This is a genomic window from Arcobacter denitrificans (SeqCode), assembly GCF_048571185.1.
GTDB classification, from domain to species: domain Bacteria; phylum Campylobacterota; class Campylobacteria; order Campylobacterales; family Arcobacteraceae; genus Arcobacter; species Arcobacter denitrificans.
Genome location: NZ_CP182350.1, coordinates 1,427,773 through 1,444,098 on the forward strand (window position 1 = coordinate 1,427,773; position 16,326 = coordinate 1,444,098).

Genomic DNA, 16,326 nt, shown 5'->3' on the forward strand with positions numbered 1-16,326 from the left:
GACAAATATAGAGTGTAGACTTCTACACTCTAATATTACATAATACTTTCAATTTATACATCGTATAAAAATAAGCAAATATTGCAGCAGAATAAATCATAAAAAACATACCTACAAACAAATATATATAATCAAGTTCAAAATACTTTACAATAAGATATGAGACAAGTGTTTTAGCTATTATTTGTCTATAAATTCCTATGTAAAATATCATCTTGGGTTGTTTTATTGCTTGAAGTGTTGAAACACAAACAAAAAGAACAACATAAGCATAAAATACCCAAACTTCTATAAGTAAGTAGTCAAATCCATATTGAACAACACCTAAGTCATCATCAAATTGTGAAATTATTAGTTTTCCAAATATATAAAGAAAAGTAATTCCAAAAGTCGATATTATAAAGCCATATTTAAAAGCCAATAAAACAATCTCTTTTACTCTATTAAATTGTTTTGCTCCATAATTATTTGAAACTAATGATAGAACTGCAGTACTCAGACCTAAGGCTGGTAATAACATAAGTTGTTCTACTCTAAATCCAATTCCATACCCAGCTACTGCTTTATATCCATAGTGAGTTACAAAATAAGTAAGAATGATAGAACCAAAAGCCATTGTTAGCATATTGAGACTTGATGGTGTTCCTTGTTTAATAAAAGCCTTATAAACTCTAAAGTTTGGTAAATAGTATTCTAGTCTTTCAAAGTGTATAATTTTTGTTTGTAGGACTTTATAGAGCATATAAAACATATTTATGATTTGGATTAAAACAGTTGCAAAGGCAATTCCTGCTATTCCCATACCCGGAATAACCCAAAAACCATAGATAAAAAGGGGATTTAAAACCAAGTTTGCAAAAAAACCAAAAATCAAAGAGTTTCTATATGTTTTTGTATCTCCTCTTGAAACTAGGATGGCATTTAATGAAAAGTTTGTCATAAAAAATACTGCCCCTAAAAGTATGATATTCATATACTCTAAACATATTTCAAGATACTGCCCTTCAGCCCCAAGGATTTTAAATAGTAAGGGAGCTGTAAAGAATCCTATAATAGAAAAAAGAATTCCAAGAATAATTAAAAAGCTAATACCTTTGTGGGCATATATGGAGGCAAGATGATTCTTTTTTCTTCCAAAAGAGTTCCCAATGAGTGCTGTAATTGCAGATGAAAAACCATATCCAAAACCAATAATTAAGAAAAATATCATAAAAGATAAAGACAAGGCTGCTATTGCTTGGGTTGAAATAAGGCCAGCATAAAAAGTATCTACTACATTGTACATAGTATTAAAAAACATACCTGTACTTGCAGGTATTGCTAACTCTTTTAAAAGTTTTGGAATGGGAGCTTCAAGCAAGTGTTGTGTTTTATTCAAAAGTATTCCTTACTTGAAGTATATTGTATAGTTTAGTCTTCGATTCTTATCATTACAGGTTTTATTGTAACAACCTTAGAATTTTCTAATTGTAAGATTGCTTTGTGAATATTCTTTTCAATAGAAGTATGAGTTGAAAGTAAAAGATGAGCACATGTTTTATTAAATGGTTTTTGAATCATCTTTTCTATTGATATCTCATTTTCACCTAAAATAGTAGCAATCTTTGCTAAAACACCAACTTTATCTTCAATTCTAAGTCTTAAATAGTATTTAGTCTCTATTTCATCTTTTGGCATAATTGTTAGGTTTTCTTTATTATCACTTTCAAATCCTAACATTGGTGAACCTTTACCTCGTCGTGCAATATCTACAATATTTGCAACAACAGCACTTGCCGTTGCATCACCACCGGCCCCTGGTCCATAATACATAGTTTCACCAACTTTATCTCCAATTACAGAAACACCATTCATAACTCCATCAACCTTTGAAATCATCTCATCTTTTGATATAAATACAGGATGAACTCTAAGTTCAATTTGGCTTCCTATTTTTTTAGCAATAGTTAGAAGTTTGATTGTATAGTTAAACTCATTTGCAAAATCAATATCAGGAGTATCAATATCTTGAATACCTTCAATTAAAATATCTTCAGGTTTTGCATCAATACCATAAGCAATAGAACCTAAAATCAGAAGTTTATGCGCTGCATCAAAACCACCAACATCAAAAGTAGGGTCAGCTTCTGCATAACCTAACTCTTGAGACTCTTTTAAAATAGTATCGTAGTCTACACCTTCATTTATCATTTTAGTAAGCATGTAGTTACAAGTACCATTCATAATCCCTCTAATAGATTGGATATGATTAGCTGTTAATCCATCTCTTAAGGCATTGATAATTGGAATACCACCAGCAACTGCTGCTTCATATTCAAAAGGTATATTTCCTGCAAGTTTCTCTAAGTCATATCTATGATAAGCAAGAAGAGCTTTATTGGCTGTAACTACTGCTTTGCCTTTTAAAAGGGCTTTTTTTACCACTTCATAAGGCTTTTCAATCCCACCCATAAGTTCAACAATAATATCAATAGAGTCATCTTCTAAAACTTTATCAATATCATTTGTTAATTCAATACTTACATCTCTTTTTTTACTTAAATTATTTACAACACCAATAGTAGGGACAATTTCAATACCTGCACGTGCGGTTATAATATCTTTGTTATCTTTTAATATGTTTGCTACACTTGCACCAACAGTTCCTACACCAATAATTGCGACTTTTAACATTTTTTATCCTATAAACTATTTAAATATTTTTTTATATTTTTTGCTGCTTGTCTAATTCTTTTTTCATTCTCAATTAAAGCAATTCTTACATATTGGTCACCATATTGTCCAAATCCAACACCAGGACTTACTGCTACTTTTGCTTCTGTAAGAAGTTGTTTAGAAAACTCCATACTTCCAAGATGTGCGGCTTTTTCAGGGATTTTTGCCCAAATAAACATAGAGGCATTTGGTTTATTCATTTCCCAACCAGCATCTTTAAATGCTTCAAGCATAACATCTCTTCTATAATTATATTTTGCAATATGTTCTGCCACACAATCTTGTGGACCATCAAGTGCAATTGTTGCTGCTACTTGAATAGGTGTAAACATACCATAATCAAGCCATGACTTGATTCTTTTTAAAGCACCTATTAGTTTCTCATTACCAACCATGAAACCAACTCTCCATCCTGCCATATTGTATGATTTACTTAAAGTAAATGATTCAACAGCAACATCAATTGCACCCTCAGCTTGGAAGATTGATGGAGTTTTATATCCATCAAAAGTAATATCTGCATAAGCAATATCAGAGATGATATAAAATCTCTCTTTTTTAGCAAGATCAACTAATCTTTGGTAAAACTCGGGTCTAACTGTTGCACAAGATGGGTTATGTGGGAAGTTAACTAAAACATACTTTACTTTTGGAATAGACTCTTTCAGTGTTTTATTTAATCTTTCAAAAAACAACTCTTCATCTACTTCAAAACCTTCACCAAATGGCAATTCAAAATTATGAATCGCAGCACCTGCTAACATAAAGGCATATGAGTGAATAGGATATGTAGGATCTGGAACAACAGCTACATCACCAACATTTACAATTGCTTGTACTAAATGAACATACCCTTCTTTACTTCCCATTGTTGCAACGGCATGTTTATCAGGGTCTAAGTAATCAACCCCATATTTTCTTTTATACCAATTACAAATAGCAAGTCTAAGTTTATAAATTCCTGCGCTTGCACTATAGCCATGATTTTTTGATTTATCTGCTGTCTCTTTTAATTTATCAATAATATGTTGAGGTGCAGGACCATCTGGATTTCCCATTGAGAAATCTATGATATCTTCACCTTTTCTTCTAGCTTCCATTTTTATATTATTAACTTCTGCAAACACATAGTTTGGAAGTCTTTTCATTCTTTCAAATTCAATTTCGGGGAACACATTTACTCCTTGATTACTACACTTAATCCACGCTTGATATTAAATAGCGTGTATAAGTCTGTTATTTTTATATATTTTGTATTTTCTGGTATAGAAAGTGTGATATTTCTATAAACTTTTTCCTCTTTTGATACCTTTAGTATATTCAAGTGTTCATCATAAAAAACAACATAAGGTAGCCATCTGTTTAGTGTTCTACTTACTATGTATATTTTACTTGCTTTATCAACTCTTATAAAATAAGGAGATAAAGGTTTAGAAAAAGCTACTCTTTCATTATTTGTGATATATGTTGCATCAAATAATGAAGCATTTGTTGTATCTAATTCATAAGTCCATTTATCATTATTCTCTTTTGTTATATCCAATACTCTACAGTCATGTTGAAATAGCTCATTTGACAATACCAAAGGATCAATGGCGGCTTCAGTTTTCAACTTTATTGTCCAAGTTAAACTTTCAGTTCCATCATATACTGTGTGTTTTGTAAAATAGTAGTAATAACCAAGAGATTTTAAAGTATCTTTTAATATCTTAAATGATTTTACAGGATTACTATTTATTTTAAAAGTAACTTCTATATTTTTAGGATTGTTAAAGGCTAAGTTTAAAAGTCCATTATCTTTTAAAGTTTTTAATATAGTTTGATAATTGAGTCCATCTACTGTTGTGTATTGGTACTCTTTTTTAAAGATAAAATTTATTAAATTTTTATGTGTTAGATAGTTTTGTGTACCTATAAAGTTTTCAATCTTTTGATTTAATAGCTCATTTGCATTTAAACTTATTACTAAAAAAATAGAAATTAAAATTTTTTTTATCATTATCTTCTCTTTTATTTCATTAAATTATATATTAAAATACCAGCTGCAACAGAAACATTTAAAGAATCAAAGTTATTTTCCATACCTATTGAAACTTTTAAATCCAATTTACTAATAATCTTATTAGATAAACCTTCCCCTTCACTTCCTAGAAAAAGTGCAACTTTATCCTCTTTTGTGATGGTTCCATATTTTTTTAAATCTGTTCCATTCATTGTTGCACCAATAAGTGCATAACCACACTGTTTTAGCTCATTTGCAAGATCCAAAGAGTTTGGATACAAAGAAAATGGCATGTCTAGCATAGCACCAGAACTAGTTCGTATAACACCTGCTTCATTCAGTGATTTTACTCCAGAAGCAACTATTCCATCAACACCTAGTGCGTAAGCAGTTCTTGTGATTGCTCCAATGTTACCCACATCTGTAAGACCATCAAGCACTACTATAAAATTGTTTTGTTTCATTTCGTTTATTGGAGTGTAATCGAACTCTTCTTTTAGTTTTAGAAAAAATCCTTGATGATTCCCACCTTTTGCCAAAGATTGGGCTTTTTTATTGTCAAGTCTGATTATTTTTTTACCAAGTTTTAAAAACTTTGAAAAAATCTTTTTATCTAATTCTTTAGAAAACATAACCTCTTCAATGATTGAAGGATGATTCTCTAAAACGTATAAAACTATTTGTTTGCCATATATTATCATAGGGGGATTCTATCCAAAATATGTTGATAATTATCTTTTGTCAAATTAATTTTTCATTTCGCTATATTTAGGCTATAAAATTAAAGTAAAATTAAAGAAAAAAAGAGATGATATGGCAGAATTTAACACAAACTTTTTAAAAGTATTAAGTACAGATAATTCAAATTTAAATGATTTACTTCTAGAAGAATTGTTTTTTGGAGAACATGCTCCAAAATTAGTATTAGGATTTATCTCTCCTCATATAAATTTTAATGAGATATCTTCTAAAATAAGAGAGTTCTTTCCAAGTTCTACAAAAGTAGTCTTATCAACAACTGCAGGAGAACTTTGTACTTTTAATCTAAATGAAAAAAGAGACTCTTTATACCATGATGCAAGTTCAAGTTGGAATAATATTGTTTTACAAAGCTTTAGTGATGAGATTATTGATAAAGTTGAAGTTTTTAGTATTCCATTATTTAGTGAAGATATTACTTCCCAAACAATATCCCATAAAAATAGAATTGAAAATATCAAAAATGAAATAGACAAATTAAATATACCCTTTAAAATAAACCATACAGATACTTTTGCTTTGACATTAGTTGATGGCTTATCAAATAGTGAGAGTTTTTTTACAGAAGCAGTATATGAAAGTGGAAAAATCCCATGTTTATTAATAGGTGGTTCAGCTGGTGGTAAATTAGATTTTAAAGAGACATATATTTATAATAATAGCCAAGCAGTAAGACATAAAGCAGTTATGACTCTAATAAAATTAAAACCAAATATTAAATATGGAGTATTTAAATCTCAAAGTTGTGAAGTAACTGAAAAAGCATTTTTAGTAGCACAATCAAATGTTTTAAATAGAAGTGTACAAAGTGTGTTAAGAACAAGTGACAATAAGATAGTAAGTTTTGTAGATGCTCTTTGTTCAGCTTTAAACTGTGAATTAGAAAATCTACCTAAAGTACTAGGGGATTATAATTTTGCAATAAAAGTAGAAAATGAAATATATATTAGATCTGTGGCAAATGTAGATATTGAAAATAAAAATATCTCTTTTTTCTGTGATATTGCATTTGGTGATATTTTATATCTTGTAAAAAATAAAGAGTTTACTTACCAAACAGAGAGCGATTATAGAAAGTTTTCTTCAAGTAAAAAGAATAAACCAATAGGTGCCATATTTAATGATTGTATTTTAAGAAGATTATTCAATGCAAATAATCTAAATGGAATAAAAACTTTCAACGACATTCCTCTTGCAGGATGTTCTACTTTTGGAGAGTTATTAGGTTTGAATATAAATCAAACTTTGACAGCACTATTTTTTTATAATGTAGAAGAAAATGATGATTTCTATGATGATTATGCAGATAATTTTGTAGATAAATATGCTTCATATTGTCGCTATTTTAAACAAAGAGAGATAAATCAGTATCAACTCTTTTCAAGGGTTAGAACTACTGTTGTAGATAACCTTAAAGATACTTTTCCACTTATTCAAGATATGGTAAATATTTTAAACTTTGTTTATAATAGTACAAAAGAGGGAAATGTTGTAATTGAAGATGTAACAAAAAGATTTGATTCTTTCACAAGTGAAATATTAGCTAATGTTGAGTCAAATACAATTTTGGTAGAAGATATGAAAGAGTTAACTAAAAATGCAGCAGATATTAAAAATGTTTTAAAAGCTATCTCAGAAGTTGCAATTCAAACAAATCTTTTAGCACTAAATGCTGCAATTGAGGCTTCAAGAGCGGAAGAATTTGGAAAAGGATTTAAAGTTGTTGCAGATGAGGTAAAAAAACTTGCCCAAAGGACTCAAGTAAGTCTAAGTGATAGTAATAAATCAGTTGATGTTGCTATAAAAGGGATTGACTCTATATCTATTTCTATCACTGATGCAAGTGAGAAATTACAAAAAATATCTTCAAATATAGAAGATATAAATTCTTCTATTGAAAAAATCAATGATAGTTCAAATCACAGTAATAATTTTATTGGAGATAAAAAAGCAAGTTTTGATAAATTAATTTTAAGTATAAAAGCTATAGAAGATATTCAAGGTGAATTGGAAATTTTAGAAGGAAAAGAATAGTTTAGTTATTATCTAAAAGTTTTTGATAAATATCTTTGATTTTATCACCAGTTAGTTTTGCAAGAAGTTTTGCTTTAACTTTTGGTGGTAAATCAAGTTCTTCAATATCTTTCATATCCAAATTTCTCCCACTTGTAGCAACAGGCTCCACAATTACCACCCATTCACCTTTTATATTTGTATCTTTTAATTTGTTATATAAGTTTAGAGAACTATCTTTAAAAGTTTTTTGATACTGTTTTGTTAGCTCTTTTGCTAAAAAAACAGTTCTATTTTCATCTATATCTTTTAACTCTTCTAAAAGTTTTAAAAGTCTGTGTGGAGATTCATATAAAATAGGTAAAACATCACTATTCATTACTTTTTGTAGTTTCTCTTTTCGATCAGTTCCTTTGTGGGCCAAGAAACCAAAAAAAGTAAATTCTGTATGTTCAAATCCACTCATTGCAAAAGCTGTTAAAACTGCATTGGCTCCAGGGATTACATCATATTTTATATCATTTTGTATGGCAAACTCTACTAAAGAGGCTCCTGGGTCAGAAACACAAGGCATACCTGCATCACTTACATAGACAATATTTTTATTAAAGGTATCTTTTGTAAGAGTTTTTAAAACTTGTTGTTCATTGTGCGAATGAAATGATTTGAAATCTGTACATGGAAAATTTAGATTGTATTTTGAAGCAAAAAGTGTTAGGAGTTTTTTTGTGACTCTTGTATCTTCACAAAAAATTAGTTCCGCTTCCAATAGGGCATCAAGTGCACGCTTAGAGATATCTTCTAAGTTTCCTATTGGAGTTGGAACTAAAGTAAGCATAATAAGACTTGTGGTCTTATTTTTGTGCGTATTTAGCTTTGAATTTCTCTACTCTACCAGCAGCATCAACGATTTTTTGCTCTCCTGTGAAGAATGGGTGACAAGCTGAACAAATATCGATTCTCAATGTTTCAACATTTGATCTTGTTTCAAAAGTATTTCCACAAGAACAAGTTATTGTACAAGCTTTGTAGTCTGGGTGAATTTCTTTTCTCACGTTGTTTCCTTTTAATTATGTAATATGTAACAAAAGGTCGCGTCTCATTTGTCGCCCTTTATTAAATATTTAAAATAAGATTGGGATTATACTGTAAAATACTTAAAAATATCTGAATTTAAGTTCTCTGTAATATTTGTTTCTTGTCTTTGATTAAATTGAGATTTATTAAAAGTAGTTTGTCTTTTGGCTAGTTTAGCGGTATTTAAACTAATCTTTTCTTCTAATTGTTCTTTTGTAAGTTTTCCATCAATATACTCTAAGGTTTCAATAATACCAATAGAGCTCATAGCATTTGGCTTTCTTGTATACTTTTTTTCTAAAAAAAGAACTTCATCAATAACACCGTCGTTTATCATCTGTTTTGTACGAAGTGCTATTCTTTTTTTAAGTTCTTCTCTCTCCCAATATATTTCAAAAAGTTTAAGTTTAGGAGATATGGGTTTTTTAGGGTTTTCCAAAAAATATTGAGTAGGGGTTAATCCACTTTTTCTATAAATAGAGTATGCTTTTTGGATACGATATTTATCATTTGAAGCAATTTTTTCCATATGTTTTTTATCTAGTTCAAAAAGTAATTTGTAAATCTTTTCATGGGGCATATCAAGTTCTACATCTTCTCCCACGCCCTCACTTATTCCTTCAATTAATATTTTTAAATAAAAACCTGTACCACCTACGATAATAAGGTTCTTATTATTTGTTTTTGCATAGTTTTTAGCTTTTTTATAACACTCTAGAAATTCAACCACATCAAAACTCTCATTTACAAAAACTTCATCTATACCAAAGTGTACGATTCCCTCACGCTCTTTAAGTGTAGGTTTTGCAGAAGCAATATCTATTTCTTTATAAACTGAAAGTGAATCAAGCGATAAGATTATAGAGTTAGTTTTATGGGCTAACTCTATTGATAAACCAGTTTTTCCTGAAGCTGTTGCACCTATGATTGCTATTTCTTTCATAAACCTTGGTTTCCTATACTCTTATAACATCATAAATATCTGTTCTTCTATCTTTTAGGTTGTTTACACTACCTAAACTATGAAGTTCAGTAAGAAGTTCCAAATCCACATCTGCTATAAGTATCATCTCTGTATTTGGTGTTGATTCTGCTTTTACCCCATTTGCAGGAAAGGCAAAATCACAAGGAGTAAATACTGCTGATTGGGCATATTGTATATCCATGTTTTCAACTTTTGGTAAGTTCCCTACACAACCAGCGATTGCTACATAACACTCATTTTCTATGGCTCTTGCTTGTGCACATATTTTAACTCTTGAGTAACCATTTTGGGTATCCGTTAAAAATGGTACAAAAAGTATATCCATCCCCTCTTTTGCAAGTAATCTACTTAGTTCTGGAAACTCACTATCATAACAAATCAATACTCCAATTTTCCCACAATCCGTATCAAAGGCTTTTATTTTATCTGAGCCTTTTAATCCCCAAACTTTTTGTTCATCAGGTGTTACGTGTATTTTGGCATATTTCTCAATCTCTCCATCTCTTTTACATACAAAACCTACATTGTTAAGAGTTCCATCGATAAGTTCTGGCATACTTCCTGTGATAATGTTTATATTATAAGCAATAGCAAGTCTTGAGAAATCTTCTTTAAACTTTTCTGTATATTTTGCAAGCTCTCGTATGGCATCTGCTTCACTTAGATGGTTAAACTCTGCCATTAAAGGTGCGTTAAAAAACTCTGGGAAAAGTGCAAAGTCACTTCTATATCCAGATACTGCATCGATAAAATATTCAGCTTGTTCTATTACTTCTTCATAATTTTTATAAAGTCGCATTTGCCACTGTATTAGTCCTAGTCTTATGACTTTTTTTTGTGCCATTGGTTTAATTGTTGGTTTTGCATAATATATATTATTCCAAGCAAGTAAGCAAGCATACTCTTTACTATCTACATCACCTTCTAGATAGTTTTTTATAACTCTTTTTACATAGAAGTCATTTGAAAGTTGGAAATTAAGCACTGGGTCATAGATTTCTCTCTCTTTTACTTTTTGAATATATTGTTTTGGTGTTATTTCATTGGCGTATTTAGAGTAGTTTGGAATCCTTCCTCCAAAAATTATTCCTTTTAGATTAAGTTCTTCACAAAGCTCTTTTCTAAAATCATATAATCTTCGTCCAAGTCTTAGCCCTCGAAATTTCTTATTTATAAAAACATCTACTCCATAAAGCATATTTCCATTGTCATTATGGGTATCAAAAGAATAGTTACCTGTGATTTCTTTATAGCTATGAGAATCATCAAATTTTGTATAATCAACGATAATACTAAGTGCAAAACCTGCAAACTCACCATCGATTTTTATAGCAACCTGCCCATTTGGAAACTTTTCAATTAGAGCTTCATACTCATCTTTACTCCATGCTGAATCATCAAGATGTCTATACTCATCTTCCATTAAGGTGCAAATACTATTATGATTTTCTTTTTTTAAATAAACTAATTCGATTTTATCTATATGTTTTATATCCATACTTATTCCTGTGATTTGTGTAAATAGATTATATTATATTATTTGATATTTACATATAAAACAATTAAACGCAAAATATCTTTCAAATAAATTATTTGATAAAATGCGCCACATGAATAATATATTGAAAAAACTTAATGATTTTAATGAACTTGTGATGTTTAAACACTCTATTTTTTCCCTTCCTTTTATCTTTATAGCAATGGTTGTAGCAGCTAATGGCTGGTTTGGATGGAACTTACTGTTTTTAGGTGTATTAGCAGCTCTAACTGCTAGAAATTTTGCAATGGGTTTCAATAGATACTTAGATAGAGATATTGATGCTTTAAATCCAAGAACAGCAAACAGACCAAATGTTGATGGAAGATTATCAGCTAACTCTATTTTGTCATTTACTCTACTAAATGCAGCTGGCTTTATAATAGTTGCATTTTTAGTAAATAAATTGGCTTTGATTTTATCAATTCCTATTTTGATAGTGATTGGTTCATATTCATATTTTAAAAGATTTTCATATTTAGCCCATCTTATCTTAGGTGTCTCTTTGGGACTAGCTCCAATTGCAGGTGTTGTAGCAGTTAGCCAAACGATTACCTTGTGGTCAGTTTTTTTAAGTTTTGGGGTAATGTTTTGGGTTGCAGGATTTGATTTACTCTATTCACTGCAAGATATAGACGTAGATAAAAAACTAGGGCTTCACTCTGTTCCTAGTAAATTTGGTGCTAAAAAAACGATGCTTTTTTCAAAGATAGCACATAGTTTTACAGTCTTTTTTTGGCTTTTATTTGTAATTAATTCTGATGGCGATTTATTTGCATATTTAGCAGTTATTGTTAGTGCTATAATGTTAAGTTATGAACACTATTTAGTAAATAAAGATTTTAGAAAAATAGATAAAGCTTTTTTTACAGTAAATGGTTACTTAGGGATTATATTCTTTATTTTTATTGTAGTTGATAAATTTTAACATATGATTAGAAAAAATAGCTATAATCTAGTAAATAGCAGTTTTAGGACTTTATAATGAGTAATAGATTAGAAAAAGTAACTTATACTACAATAAAGAATTTAAAAAATCAAAATATAATCCTTCCAAAGACTTATTCAAATATGTTTGAATCTGTAGCAAAAGAGTTTGATATAAATTTTGAAAATGAAAATTTATTTTTAAGAGATTTAAACCAAGATACTGAACATGTTGAGAAAATCATCAAAAGTACAAATGAGAGTTTAAACACACTTAATAAATCAACAAATGAAGCAAGAGAAGCAATAGTGAATAAGGACGATAAGTCATTAAAAAAAATCAATGAAGATTTGCTTAAAATGAAAGAACAAATCAACTTTTTACAAAAAGAGCTTTTTGCTGACACTTTGACTTCTGCATATAATAGAAGATGGCTGCTAGACCAATATTTACATAATAACAGATTTCAAAATGATGGATTTATTGTATTTATTGATTTAAATAAATTTAAACAAATCAATGATAACTACGGACATTTATTTGGGGATCAAGTATTAAAGTATCTTGTGAATTTTTTAAATAAAGAGCTAACTCAACAAGATATAGACATAGTTAGGTATGGAGGAGATGAGTTTATTGTTTTATTTAATAAAAACAAATCATTAAATCTAGATATTGATAAATGTATGAAAGACCTCCAAATAAAACTTTCCAAACGAAAACTAAAGTCAAGAAGAATTAAAGAGTTCTCCTTTTCATTTTCTTATGGTCAGTGCGCTTTTAAAAAGGGAGATAGTATAGATCCAATACTTGAAAAAGTGGATGATTTGATGTACAAAGATAAGGAAGATTTTAAATAAAACTCTTATAAGCTAATATGTGATACTATTCCAATCTATTTTTAAACGCGTCTGTGGCTCAACTGGATAGAGCACTGGGTTTCGGCCCCGGTGGTTGTGGGTTCGAATCCTACCAGGCGTACCATTATTCTGTACACCCTATAATATATCAAATTCTTTTTACTGTGCTAAAATTGTGCCATAACTCTTAAAATAATTATAAATTACTATACTTATTAAAATCAATCTACCAGTGGTGCTGGCTTACCAAAGTAATATCCTTGTGCATAATCAATGCCTATTTCATGTACCTTGTTATAAACAGATTCGCAGTGGATAAACTCTGCAACAGTTTGGATATTCATTTTTTTAGCAAAATCGATAATTGTCTCCGTAACCATTTGCGAATCTCTGTTTGTATCAATATCTTTTATCATAGAGGCATCAATTTTGATATAATCAACTTTGAGTTTCATGAGATACTCAAAGTTTGAGTAACCTGTACCAAAATCATCAATAGAGATTTTAGCACCATAGGTTTTGACCTTTTTAATAAAATCCAATACCTCTTCAAAATTTTCAATACCATCAGATTCGATGATTTCAAATATAATTCTATCACCTAATTGATACTCTTTTAATTTCTCTAAAATAGTTGAGTGTACTGTTTCATTTAATATATCCGAAACCGAAAGGTTAATTGAAACCTTTTCTGTTCTGTTTTTAAACTTCTCAAATGTTTTTTCTAACATAATTAAAGTTAGTTGAGGATAGAGTTTATTTTTCTTTGCTAACTCTAAAAAGTAAAAAGGTGAGATATATTTCCCTTCATCATCAAGCATTCTCATGAGTGATTCATATTTTATGATTTCTTTAGTATTAGCATCAACAATTGGCTGATAAAGTGGCACGATTTTATCATTTTTGATTGCATCTTTAATTTTTTTTGTCCATTTTAGATTTTGGTCATATTCATGTTCAATATTCATAGAAGTCTCGTAGACTAAGTATTTTTTCTTAGTTCTTTTTGCTAATTTTAGAGCAATATCAGAATTAGCTAAAAGAGAAGTACTCCCATATGCAATTCCAAAGGTAGCATTGATAAAAATTTCAGAGTTTTCTATATGAAAAGTTTCGTTTTCAATTATATTGGTTAAATGTATTGCTATGCTTTTAATCTCCTCTATATCAACATCTGCTTCATGATAAAGAGCATATTCATCAGCATGCAGTTTAAAAAGTTTTGAATTTAAAGCTTTGTTTTTATCTAAAAGTTTTGCGGTCTCTTTTATAATATCATTTCCAAGAGCATCACCATATAAATCATTTATCTCTTGAAATTTATCAATATTAATTATCATCAAAACAGCATTTTTTGTTGTTGAAATAGTGTCAATAAGTCGTTTACGGTTTGGAAGTCCTGTTAATTCATCATTGTAAAATTGATACTCTATGGAGTCTAACATTTTATTAAATACAGTTTGCATAGAGTGCAGTTCTTCAACGTCATTATCTAAATCAATTCGCTTGGTGACATCATTTTCTTTTGAGATACTAAGTATACTACTGATGAGTTTATTAATAGGTTTTATTAAGTGAACATCAAATTTAAAAAATAGAGCAAGAAATATTGCTAGTGAGAAAACAAGTACAAATATTATAAAAAAGTTGATAATAGATGAGAGTGAAATTTTGAGTTCATCAATTGGATAACTAATATCTATCACACCTAAAACTTCGCCCACTTCAGCATTTGTATGACACTTTTGACACTCTTGTACTGCTATAATAGGATAATAATAATCAATTCGTGAATCATTTTTTAGATTAAGGATTTCATTTTTTTGGAAAGCTTTTTTAACATAATAATTATCTTTTCTTATTTTTATATCTCTAGGAATATCTCCAAACATCTCTGCAACTGTTTCTCCACGATAGATATTAACATTCATATTTTTATCAATAGCATTAATTCTTTTGATAATAGTATTTAAGTCTTCTTTTGTCCATCCTCTAGCCATTGCTGAATAGAAACTTTCAAAGATTAATTGAGTAGTTTTTTTTGCTTCTACTTTTGATAAGGATTCAATGGCATCTTTTTTCATAACTTGAGCATAGAAAAATGCGATGGTTAACATGATAACAAGAGTCATGATGATTATTTTTAATATTAGTTGTGTGTAAGTTATCCTATTTTTCATTTCAATCCATAGTTTTATTAATTATTTTAATCTAGAAGTATATATAAAAGTAGCTTTAAAGTATGATTCTTAAAGATATTATGAGTTTATTAATTATTTATAACATACTATTTACACTTTTTGTTAAAGTTTTGTTTATGTTGGCTTGCTAAACTTTCATTTTAAATTTGAATATTTTATTAGAAAGGGAAGTGAGTTGAATGACTAACTACTCACATCTCCTCTTCTTAGCTACTTTAAACCCAAATACACTTTTTACTAACTTCTATACATTGTTTTATTATATATCATTTCATTTTGCAATATTTTTAATAGTAATTTTTTATTTTAGATAATATTTTTATAAGAAACTTTGTAGAAAAAGAGGATTAAAATGATAAATATATTTGTAAGTACAATATTAATCATAGCTATTGCAGGGCTATATACTTATATAAAAGTTAAAATTGAACAAAGAAAAAAGATACCTTTTAATATCAGGTATGAAAAAAGAGATTAACTTACTTGTTTTATTTTTTCTTCATCATAAGGTATGTATCCATCAATAATTCTTGAATAACTATCATTTCTACAATTGGGACATTCAATATGATAGGTGGATTCATCTTTCTCACACATTACACATGGGTTTCTTGAAGAGAGTGGCTCGTTCAAGTCTATTTTTTCTATGGCATGTATATTTGCCATAAAAGCAACATTGAAAGCAGGGTCATTTTGTAAGGCATTTAGGGTTTTTTGGGAAGTTTTTGGGTTTCTTGCTACTGCCCTTCTAACTTTATAATCAAAAGAGTTTGAAAGCTCATCTAGTTCCCTTTCATCATTACTTCTTTTAGCTTTAATTATATTCTCAACACACTTATCCATGGATATCTCCTCATGTAGTTTTAAATTCTTATAGTTGAAATGATAAAATGATAATTTAGTATAATAACATAATTAATTTAGTTATGTAAAGAAAACAGTTATTTATTTTTATTTTGAAGTTTTTGAGTTAGAAAAGCTAAGGCAATTATAACTATGGAAACAATTACAAATCCAATAACTTCACTTTGAAAATCTGACATTTAAAATCCTAATCTTTCGTAAAATAGACAACAAAGTATCCCAATGCCATCTCCCCAAAACTCACTAATCCCCACATAGGTGTATAAAAAAACCCTGCAATAATAGATATGCAAAAAATAATTAAAAAAGACTTTTTAGCCTCTTTTATAACTTTTGCTATTATAAAACCTATAATAGCAAATATAATTAGGTAGGTTATCATGGT

16 protein-coding genes and 1 tRNA gene are annotated in these 16,326 nt (G+C 29.0%); 5 read left to right on the forward strand and 12 right to left on the reverse strand.

The genetic code is table 11. The features are described from left to right. Nucleotides 1-22: 22 nt before the first annotated feature. The 5 genes from ACNI28_RS07150 to rlmB are packed head-to-tail and all read right to left on the reverse strand — an operon-like array spanning nucleotide 23 to nucleotide 5,418. Nucleotides 23-1,378 carry an MATE family efflux transporter gene (locus tag ACNI28_RS07150; protein WP_419763586.1) on the reverse strand — a complete coding sequence of 452 codons (1,356 nt, stop codon included), beginning with the start codon at nucleotides 1,376-1,378 and terminating at the stop codon, nucleotides 23-25. A gap of 32 nt (nucleotides 1,379-1,410) precedes the next feature. Continuing rightward, nucleotides 1,411-2,673: a homoserine dehydrogenase gene (locus ACNI28_RS07155; protein ID WP_419763587.1), complete on the reverse strand. Its 1,263-nt coding sequence runs from the start codon at nucleotides 2,671-2,673 to the stop codon at nucleotides 1,411-1,413. A gap of 8 nt (nucleotides 2,674-2,681) precedes the next feature. Further along, entirely contained in the window at nucleotides 2,682-3,890 is a 1,209-nt protein-coding gene (locus ACNI28_RS07160) for an LL-diaminopimelate aminotransferase (RefSeq protein WP_419763588.1), read from the reverse strand. 2 nt (nucleotides 3,891-3,892) lie between these two features. Then, on the reverse strand, nucleotides 3,893-4,714 hold the full coding sequence (locus ACNI28_RS07165) for a hypothetical protein (protein ID WP_419763589.1): 822 nt from the start codon (nucleotides 4,712-4,714) through the stop codon (nucleotides 3,893-3,895). Between the two features lie 11 nt (nucleotides 4,715-4,725). Then, on the reverse strand, nucleotides 4,726-5,418 hold the full coding sequence (rlmB, locus tag ACNI28_RS07170; RefSeq protein ID WP_419763590.1) for a 23S rRNA (guanosine(2251)-2'-O)-methyltransferase RlmB: 693 nt from the start codon (nucleotides 5,416-5,418) through the stop codon (nucleotides 4,726-4,728). Nucleotides 5,419-5,530: 112 nt separating this feature from the next. On the opposite strand from rlmB, the gene ACNI28_RS07175 reads away from it, so the two are divergent. Then, nucleotides 5,531-7,510, forward strand: coding sequence for a methyl-accepting chemotaxis protein (locus ACNI28_RS07175; RefSeq protein ID WP_419763591.1), 1,980 nt, complete (start codon nucleotides 5,531-5,533; stop codon nucleotides 7,508-7,510). A gap of 1 nt (nucleotide 7,511) precedes the next feature. On the opposite strand, the gene rsmI is transcribed toward ACNI28_RS07175, so the two are convergent. The 4 genes from rsmI to ACNI28_RS07195 form a co-directional block, all read right to left on the reverse strand. After that, complete coding sequence (rsmI, locus tag ACNI28_RS07180) at nucleotides 7,512-8,327, reverse strand: 16S rRNA (cytidine(1402)-2'-O)-methyltransferase (RefSeq protein WP_419763592.1); 816 nt, start codon at nucleotides 8,325-8,327, stop codon at nucleotides 7,512-7,514. Nucleotides 8,328-8,343: 16 nt separating this feature from the next. Further along, the gene (rpmE, locus tag ACNI28_RS07185; protein WP_298750409.1) at nucleotides 8,344-8,544 is read right to left on the reverse strand and encodes a 50S ribosomal protein L31; all 201 of its coding nucleotides are present in this window, start codon (nucleotides 8,542-8,544) and stop codon (nucleotides 8,344-8,346) included. A gap of 86 nt (nucleotides 8,545-8,630) precedes the next feature. Beyond that, nucleotides 8,631-9,509: a tRNA (adenosine(37)-N6)-dimethylallyltransferase MiaA gene (miaA, locus tag ACNI28_RS07190; RefSeq protein WP_419763593.1), complete on the reverse strand. Its 879-nt coding sequence runs from the start codon at nucleotides 9,507-9,509 to the stop codon at nucleotides 8,631-8,633. Nucleotides 9,510-9,522: 13 nt separating this feature from the next. Beyond that, complete coding sequence (locus ACNI28_RS07195) at nucleotides 9,523-11,049, reverse strand: carbon-nitrogen hydrolase family protein (protein WP_419763594.1); 1,527 nt, start codon at nucleotides 11,047-11,049, stop codon at nucleotides 9,523-9,525. Between the two features lie 112 nt (nucleotides 11,050-11,161). Here ACNI28_RS07195 and mqnP point away from each other — a divergent pair, with 112 nt between their 5' ends. The 3 genes from mqnP to ACNI28_RS07210 all read left to right on the forward strand — a co-directional run bounded on the left by mqnP (nucleotide 11,162) and on the right by ACNI28_RS07210 (nucleotide 13,000). Further along, nucleotides 11,162-12,016: a menaquinone biosynthesis prenyltransferase MqnP gene (gene mqnP / locus ACNI28_RS07200; protein ID WP_419763595.1), complete on the forward strand. Its 855-nt coding sequence runs from the start codon at nucleotides 11,162-11,164 to the stop codon at nucleotides 12,014-12,016. A gap of 56 nt (nucleotides 12,017-12,072) precedes the next feature. Next, nucleotides 12,073-12,876, forward strand: a complete 804-nt coding sequence (locus ACNI28_RS07205; RefSeq protein WP_419763596.1) for a GGDEF domain-containing protein — start codon at nucleotides 12,073-12,075, stop codon at nucleotides 12,874-12,876. A gap of 47 nt (nucleotides 12,877-12,923) precedes the next feature. Further along, a tRNA-Arg gene (locus ACNI28_RS07210) sits at nucleotides 12,924-13,000 on the forward strand. Nucleotides 13,001-13,097: 97 nt separating this feature from the next. Here the strand turns inward: ACNI28_RS07210 and ACNI28_RS07215 are convergent. Continuing rightward, nucleotides 13,098-15,056 carry an EAL domain-containing protein gene (locus tag ACNI28_RS07215; RefSeq protein WP_419763597.1) on the reverse strand — a complete coding sequence of 653 codons (1,959 nt, stop codon included), beginning with the start codon at nucleotides 15,054-15,056 and terminating at the stop codon, nucleotides 13,098-13,100. Nucleotides 15,057-15,429: 373 nt separating this feature from the next. Between ACNI28_RS07215 and ACNI28_RS07220 the strand changes: the two genes are divergently transcribed. Further along, nucleotides 15,430-15,555 carry a hypothetical protein gene (locus ACNI28_RS07220; RefSeq protein ID WP_419763598.1) on the forward strand — a complete coding sequence of 42 codons (126 nt, stop codon included), beginning with the start codon at nucleotides 15,430-15,432 and terminating at the stop codon, nucleotides 15,553-15,555. Here the strand turns inward: ACNI28_RS07220 and ACNI28_RS07225 are convergent. Together ACNI28_RS07225 and ACNI28_RS07230 are read right to left on the reverse strand one after the other, a co-directional pair. Continuing rightward, on the reverse strand, nucleotides 15,552-15,920 hold the full coding sequence (locus ACNI28_RS07225; protein WP_419763599.1) for a hypothetical protein: 369 nt from the start codon (nucleotides 15,918-15,920) through the stop codon (nucleotides 15,552-15,554). The genes ACNI28_RS07220 and ACNI28_RS07225 overlap by 4 nt on opposite strands. 208 nt (nucleotides 15,921-16,128) lie before the next feature. Continuing rightward, nucleotides 16,129-16,323, reverse strand: coding sequence for a hypothetical protein (locus tag ACNI28_RS07230; protein ID WP_419763600.1), 195 nt, complete (start codon nucleotides 16,321-16,323; stop codon nucleotides 16,129-16,131). Nucleotides 16,324-16,326: the final 3 nt, after the last annotated feature.

Bases quoted from the DNA above. Each gene is read 5' to 3' on its own strand.
- ACNI28_RS07155 (WP_419763587.1), bottom strand. From the start codon at position 2,673: ATGTTAAAAGTCGCAATTATTGGTGTAGGAACTGTTGGTGCAAGTGTA.
- ACNI28_RS07165 (WP_419763589.1), bottom strand. From the start codon at position 4,714: ATGATAAAAAAAATTTTAATTTCTATTTTTTTAGTAATAAGTTTAAAT.
- rlmB (WP_419763590.1), bottom strand. From the start codon at position 5,418: ATGATAATATATGGCAAACAAATAGTTTTATACGTTTTAGAGAATCAT.
- ACNI28_RS07175 (WP_419763591.1), top strand. From the start codon at position 5,531: ATGGCAGAATTTAACACAAACTTTTTAAAAGTATTAAGTACAGATAAT.
- rsmI (WP_419763592.1), bottom strand. From the start codon at position 8,327: ATGCTTACTTTAGTTCCAACTCCAATAGGAAACTTAGAAGATATCTCT.
- miaA (WP_419763593.1), bottom strand. From the start codon at position 9,509: ATGAAAGAAATAGCAATCATAGGTGCAACAGCTTCAGGAAAAACTGGT.
- ACNI28_RS07195 (WP_419763594.1), bottom strand. From the start codon at position 11,049: ATGGATATAAAACATATAGATAAAATCGAATTAGTTTATTTAAAAAAA.
- mqnP (WP_419763595.1), top strand. From the start codon at position 11,162: ATGAATAATATATTGAAAAAACTTAATGATTTTAATGAACTTGTGATG.
- ACNI28_RS07205 (WP_419763596.1), top strand. From the start codon at position 12,073: ATGAGTAATAGATTAGAAAAAGTAACTTATACTACAATAAAGAATTTA.
- ACNI28_RS07215 (WP_419763597.1), bottom strand. From the start codon at position 15,056: ATGAAAAATAGGATAACTTACACACAACTAATATTAAAAATAATCATC.
- ACNI28_RS07220 (WP_419763598.1), top strand. From the start codon at position 15,430: ATGATAAATATATTTGTAAGTACAATATTAATCATAGCTATTGCAGGG.
- ACNI28_RS07225 (WP_419763599.1), bottom strand. From the start codon at position 15,920: ATGGATAAGTGTGTTGAGAATATAATTAAAGCTAAAAGAAGTAATGAT.
- ACNI28_RS07230 (WP_419763600.1), bottom strand. From the start codon at position 16,323: ATGATAACCTACCTAATTATATTTGCTATTATAGGTTTTATAATAGCA.